We start from the raw sequence: 5,816 nt of genomic DNA on the forward strand, positions 1-5,816 counted from the left end.
CGTGAACTGATTGACGTCGGTGTAGCCCGCACGGAACAACTTCGCGCAGCCGGTCAGGTACTTCATGTACCGGTCGTAGACCTCCTGGGACTGCAGGGCGACCGCCTTGTCCTTATTGGCCTCCAGGTTGGCCGCCCAAATGTTGAGGGTCCGCGCGTAATGCTGCTGCAGCAGCTGCACCCGCTCGATCGTGAAGCCCGCCGCCTCGCCGAATTTGAAAATGTCTTCCTGCGCCGGGAGTTGTCCACCCGGGAAAATTTCCTGGCCGATGAATCGAGCGAATCGGATATCGCTCATCGTGATCGAAACACCGCGCTCGTGCTGCTGCTTTTGCGTGTAGGTCAAGATGGTGTGCAACAGCATTCGGCCGTCGTCGGGAAGGATCTCGTAGGCGCGTTCGAAAAATGCGGGATAGCGCTCCATCTTGAAAGCTTCGAAGGCGCCAATCGTGACGATCCGGTCGACATTGTCCTCGAACTCTTCCCAGCCCTGCAACCGCACCTCGATGTTGCGACTGGTCGGCAATCCGGCCAGCTTGTTCTTGCTGTACTCAAACTGATTGCGGCTCAGCGTGATTCCGATGACGTTGACGTCGTACTTCTCGATGGCCCGCCGCAGGGTGGCCCCCCAGCCGCAACCGATGTCCAGCAGCGTCATCCCGGGTTCGAGCTTCAATTTGCCCAGCGCCAGATCGATTTTGGCGATCTGCGCCTCCTCGAGCGTCATGTCGTCGCGCTCGAAGTAGGCACAGCTGTAGGTCTGTGTGGGATCCAGGAACAGCCGAAAGAAGTCGTCGGACAAGTCGTAATGGGCTTGCACGTTTCCAAAATGCGGCGTGAGCTGCACAGACATGTCGATACGAGCCTTTCTGAACTGCTTGGGGACAGGGGTAGACAGCCAACCGACAGCCCCGCTGATCCCCCGATACTCCCCTGCATGCTAATACCTGGGGCTGTTCAAGTCGCATTCCCAAGGCGCGTTCAAGCTCACATGGAGCGGGTGTAATCCCCAAAAACTCCAGTCGCTCCCGGGGCCGCTTTACAGACCGGACCCGCCGTCGAGCCCGCGGGGCGGCACGATCGGCGACGGGTGGGGCTCCTCGCGGAATTTCTCCAGCGATCCGCCGACCTCGACGATGCCCTTGAGGGCGTTCCAGCTCAGCATGGTCAGATAGTCGATCAACTCGTCGCGGCTCATCCGCGGGTTGGACATCCAGGAGTGGGTGGCCAGCTGCACCCCGCCGACGATCAGATACGCCCATGGTTCCGCGCCGCCGGTGTCCATCCCGGCCTGTTGCATGCGGCGGCGCATCATCACAGCGAGCATGCGGGCGATGATGCGCTCGGAGTCGGCAAGGACCTTGCTCTTGCTGGCCGAACTGTTGGCCATCACGAATCGGTACGGCTCGGGCTCGTTCGCGACGGTTTCGACGTAGACGCGGATGATCTCGCGCGCCAGGTCGAAGCCGTCGAGGTTGGACGTCAGCGCCGCGGCCATGTTGGGAATCAGGGTGGTCTGGGTGAACCGCATCATCACAGCCGTCGTCAGGTCGTTCTTGTCGACGAAATAGCGGTACAGCACCGTTTTGGAGACCCCGATCTCGGCGGCGATCTCATCCATGCTCAGCGCGCCACCCAGTCGGCGAATCGCGTCGATCGTGCCGTCGACCAGTTCGTTACGACGCTCCACTTTGTGTTGATGCCAGCGCCGCTTGCGCCCATCCATTTTGACGCTCACAGCCGTAATATGCTCTGCCACTGTCGCCTAATTCCCATTCCCTAGACGCCCCTGATCTTACGGCGTGAGGGGGTCGGTTTCCTGCCCTGGCCGGGCGTGGGTGAGACGTCGCGAACAGTGTCGTCACACCAATTCGTGGGAAAGATAGATGATGGAGTGGTGGCACATCGAGCCTCGGTGCGAGGCGAAGCGTCCGGCCCGCCGGCGGCGAGGCCCAATTCGGCGACGCCACTGACCGCGGCGAACGCGGGGCGCGCATCCTTTGCCGAATCCTTCGCCGGCGCCGACCCCGAGGCCGACGCGCAGCGCAGAGTGGCGCTGCGCCGGATGAAGATGGTGGCACTGGGTTTTCTGATCGGTGCCACCGGCGTGTTCCTGGCCTGCCGGTGGGCCCAGGCGCACGCCAGCCTGGGGGCCTGGGTGGGATACGTCGGCGCCGCCGCCGAGGCCGGGATGGTGGGCGCCCTGGCGGACTGGTTCGCGGTGACAGCGCTGTTCCGCCACCCGCTGGGCATTCCCATCCCGCACACCGCGATCATCAAGCGCAAGAAGGACCAGCTGGGCGAGGGCCTGGGCACCTTCGTGCGGGAGAACTTCCTGTCGCCGGAGGTGGTGGAAACCAAGCTGCGCGACGCCCAGGTGTCCGGCCGGCTCGGTAAGTGGCTCTCCGAGACCGCCCACGCCGAGCGGGTGGCCAGCGAGACGGCCACGGTGCTGCGGGTGCTGGTCGAACTGCTGCGCGACGACGACGTCCAGCAGGTGATCGACCGGATGATCGTGCGCCGCATCGCCGAGCCGCAGTGGGGGCCGCCGGTCGGGCGCGTGCTGGCGACGCTGCTGGCCGAGCACCGGCAGGAGGCGCTGATCCAGTTGCTGGCCGACCGGGCCTTTCAGTGGTCACTGAAGGCCGGCGAGGTCATCCAGCGGGTGGTCGAGCGTGACTCACCGACCTGGTCGCCGCGCTTCGTCGACCATCTCGTCGGCGACCGCATCCACCGCGAGCTGATGGACTTCACCGACAAGGTGCGCCGCAACCCCGACCACGAACTGCGCCGCTCGGCCACCCGCTTTTTGTTCGACTTCGCCGACGACCTGCAGCATGACCCGGACACCATCGCGCGCGCCGATGCGATCAAAGAACAGCTGATGGCGCGCGACGAGATCGCCAACGCCGCCGCGACCGCGTGGAAGACGCTGAAGCGGCTGGTGCTCGAGGGCGTGGACGACCCGTCCAGCACGCTGCGCACCCGGATCGCCGACACCGTGGTCCGCATCGGGGAATCGCTGCGCGACGACGCGGACCTGCGCGACAAGGTCGACAACTGGCTGGTCCGGGCGGCTCAGCATCTGGTTTCGCAGTACGGCGTGGAGATCACCGCGATCATCACCGACACGATCGAGCGCTGGGACGCCGAGGAGGCCAGCCGGCGCATCGAATTGCACGTCGGCCGTGACCTGCAATTTATTCGGATCAATGGAACCGTCGTCGGGTCGCTGGCGGGTTTGGCGATTTATGCCGTCGCGCAGCTACTGATTTAACGGATTTCTAGTAGTGCTAACAAGTGCTTGCAATAGCAAGCACTTGTAGTAGTCTGATCCGCGTCAAGATCAGTCGCCGACCAGGAGCACGCCATGACGCCCGAGGAGAAGCTCTCCGCCAAGGTGTCCAACGCTGCCTCCGAAGTGGCCTCCGACATCGGCAGTTTCATCCGCAGCCAGCGTGAACTCGCGCAGGTGTCGGTGCGCCAACTCGCCGAAAAGTCCGGGGTCAGCAATCCATATTTGAGCCAGGTGGAGCGTGGATTGCGTAAGCCCTCCGCCGATGTCCTGAACCAGATCGCGAAGGCCCTTCGGGTTTCCGCCGAGGTTCTCTATGTGCGCGCCGGGATTCTCGAGCCCAGCGACAAAAGTCAGGTGCGGGACGCGATCGTCACCGACACTGCGATCACCGAGCGCCAAAAGCAAATTCTGCTCGACATCTATTCATCGTTCACCCAGCAAAACGAATCGATCCCAGAGGAGTGTCCGACCGAATCCGACAGCGAGTGAGCAGTCCGTTCGATCCGGCACGGTAGCCAGCTGTGCTGGGCGTTTACCCGAGAAAGCGGACTCTGCGCATCGCGGTAGCGAGTTGGTGATGTATAGACGACCGGCCGTCGCGGTTACCCACCGTGGAAGACCTACCGGGTTCCAGCTGAACCGCTGGACGAACCGCCCCGGCATTGGCGGCCCCAGTTGCGAAGGAGACGTTTGCACCTAACTTCTCGACCAGACAGCCAATAACACCGAATAACGCCGATAGCGAAAACACAGCATGAAAGGAAAAACCATGGCGGAAAACACGAACATCGAAGATTTGCGGGCCCCGCTGCTCGCAGCCCTGGGCGCGGCCGACCTGGCCCTGGCCACCGTCAACGACCTGATCGCCGGCCTGCGGGAGCGCGCCGAGGAAACCCGCGCCGAGACCCGTACCCGGGTCGAGGAACGTCGCGCTCGCCTGACCAAGCTGCAGGAGGACCTGCCCGACCAGTTCACCGAGCTGCGCGACAAGTTCACCACCGAAGAGCTGCGCAAGGCCGCCGAGGGCTACCTCGAGGCGGCGACCAGCCGGTACAACGAGCTGGTCGAGCGCGGTGAGGCGGCCCTGCAGCGGCTGCGTAACCAGACCGCGTTCGAGGACGCCTCCGCGCGTGCCGAGGGCTACGTCGACCAGGCCGTCGAGCTGACGCAGGAAGCTCTCGGCACCGTCGCCTCGCAGACCCGCGCGGTCGGCGAGCGCGCCGCCAAGCTGGTCGGCATCGAGCTGCCCGGCAAGACCGAAGCGGCCACCAAGAAGGCGCAGAAGGCCGTGAACGCGCCCGCCAAGAAGGCGCCCGCCAAGAAGGCGCCGGCCAAGAAGGCGCCGGCCAAGAAGGCGGCCGCCAAGAAGGTCACCCAGAAGTAAGCACGACATTTCACGACGTTGGGCTCCGAGTCGCCTCCGGGTGACTCGGAGTCGACGTTTTGGCGGGTGCCCGCATACCCTTAGGGCGTGAGCCACCTCGTGCAAACCGTCATGCTGGTCTTGCAGATCGCCGTCTTGGTCACGGCCATCTACGCGTTCGTGCATGCTGCGCTGCAACGACCCGACGCCTACACCGCCGCCGAGAAGCTGACCAAGCCCGTGTGGTTGCTGATCCTGGGAGGGGCCGTCGCCCTGACATCCATCTTGGGTTTCGTGTTCGGCGTGCTCGGTATGGCGATCGCGGCCTGTGCCGCCGGTGTGTACCTGGTCGATGTGCGGCCCAAACTGCTTGAGATACAAGGTAAGTCGCGCTAGCGCAATGATGGCCCTGCTGACGGCGCCGGTCGCGGTGCTCGTCGCCCTGGCTTGTCCGATACCGCCCGCTGCCGCCGCGCCGGACCCCGGTAGCGGCGCGGCCGAACCGCCCGCGCCGTCCCCGCCGTACATCGACCACACCCAGTGGGCGCAGTGGCAGGGCCGCAGCAGCCTGCGGGTGTTTCCGTCGCCGGCCGGCCGGGCCGCCTCGCGCATCCCCGCAACCACCGCCCTGGCCGAAGAGGCCTGGGCCGAGGTGCTCGCCGCGTCCCCGGACGCCGACACCGCCGGCATGCGCGCGCAGTTCCTCTGCCACTGGGAGTTCGCCGAACTCGCCCAGCCCGGCAAGGTCAGCTGGAACCTCGAGCCGTGGCGACCGGTCGTCGACGACGCCGAGATGGTCGCCTCGGGCTGCAATCCCGGCGGTCCGGAAGAATCCTTCTGATGCCAACCCAACCCAGCCGAGCGCAGTTGGCGGCGTTCGTCGACCACACGCTGCTCAAACCCGAAGCAACCGGCGCCGACGTGGCCGCCCTGGTCGCCGAAGCGGGCGAACTGGGCGTCTACGCGGTATGCGTCTCGCCCTCGATGGTCCCCGTCGCGGTGCGGGCCGGCACCGGGCTGCGGGTGGCCGCCGTGGCGGGTTTCCCCTCGGGCAAGCACCTCCCGGCGGTGAAGGCGCACGAGGCGGCCCTGGCCGTCGCGGCCGGGGCCACCGAGGTCGACATGGTCATCGACGTGGGGGCGGCGCTGCTCGACG

7 protein-coding genes and 1 pseudogene are annotated in these 5,816 nt (G+C 65.4%); 6 read left to right on the forward strand and 2 right to left on the reverse strand.

Translation table 11 applies throughout. The annotated features are described in order from the left end of the window. Window positions 1–852, reverse strand: an 852-nt coding sequence (locus tag A5646_RS22955; RefSeq protein ID WP_067024426.1) for a cyclopropane mycolic acid synthase family methyltransferase, incomplete at its 3' end; no start/stop codon positions are given. Window positions 853–1,038: 186 nt separating this feature from the next. Next, the gene (locus A5646_RS22960) at window positions 1,039–1,758 is read right to left on the reverse strand and encodes a TetR/AcrR family transcriptional regulator (protein WP_066864695.1); all 720 of its coding nucleotides are present in this window, start codon (window positions 1,756–1,758) and stop codon (window positions 1,039–1,041) included. 135 nt (window positions 1,759–1,893) lie between these two features. On the opposite strand from A5646_RS22960, the gene A5646_RS22965 reads away from it, so the two are divergent. The 6 genes and pseudogenes from A5646_RS22965 to A5646_RS22990 form a co-directional block, all read left to right on the forward strand. After that, the gene (locus A5646_RS22965; protein WP_156765678.1) at window positions 1,894–3,276 is read left to right on the forward strand and encodes a DUF445 domain-containing protein; all 1,383 of its coding nucleotides are present in this window, start codon (window positions 1,894–1,896) and stop codon (window positions 3,274–3,276) included. Window positions 3,277–3,369: 93 nt separating this feature from the next. Continuing rightward, a complete protein-coding gene (locus tag A5646_RS22970) occupies window positions 3,370–3,786 on the forward strand; it encodes a helix-turn-helix domain-containing protein (protein ID WP_066864693.1) in 417 nt (138 codons plus the stop codon). A 280-nt stretch (window positions 3,787–4,066) separates the two neighbouring features. Next, window positions 4,067–4,681 carry a heparin-binding hemagglutinin HbhA gene (gene hbhA, locus A5646_RS22975; protein WP_066864698.1) on the forward strand — a complete coding sequence of 205 codons (615 nt, stop codon included), beginning with the start codon at window positions 4,067–4,069 and terminating at the stop codon, window positions 4,679–4,681. 87 nt (window positions 4,682–4,768) lie between these two features. Then, window positions 4,769–5,056: a DUF2516 family protein gene (locus A5646_RS22980; protein ID WP_066864690.1), complete on the forward strand. Its 288-nt coding sequence runs from the start codon at window positions 4,769–4,771 to the stop codon at window positions 5,054–5,056. Between the two features lie 4 nt (window positions 5,057–5,060). Next, entirely contained in the window at window positions 5,061–5,501 is a 441-nt protein-coding gene (locus tag A5646_RS22985; RefSeq protein WP_067024423.1) for a DUF2599 domain-containing protein, read from the forward strand. Then, window positions 5,501–5,816 (forward strand): annotated as a pseudogene (locus A5646_RS22990) (2-deoxyribose-5-phosphate aldolase); the annotation flags it as partial. The gene A5646_RS22985 and the pseudogene A5646_RS22990, both read left to right, overlap by 1 nt.

The organism is Mycobacterium sp. 1245499.0 (assembly GCF_001673615.1).
Classification (GTDB): Bacteria; Actinomycetota; Actinomycetes; order Mycobacteriales; family Mycobacteriaceae; genus Mycobacterium; species Mycobacterium europaeum_A.

Excerpts from the sequence above, each read along its gene's own strand:
- A5646_RS22970 (WP_066864693.1), top strand. The coding sequence starts at position 3,370 with ATGACGCCCGAGGAGAAGCTCTCCGCCAAGGTGTCCAACGCTGCCTCC.
- hbhA (WP_066864698.1), top strand. The coding sequence starts at position 4,067 with ATGGCGGAAAACACGAACATCGAAGATTTGCGGGCCCCGCTGCTCGCA.
- A5646_RS22985 (WP_067024423.1), top strand. The coding sequence starts at position 5,061 with ATGATGGCCCTGCTGACGGCGCCGGTCGCGGTGCTCGTCGCCCTGGCT.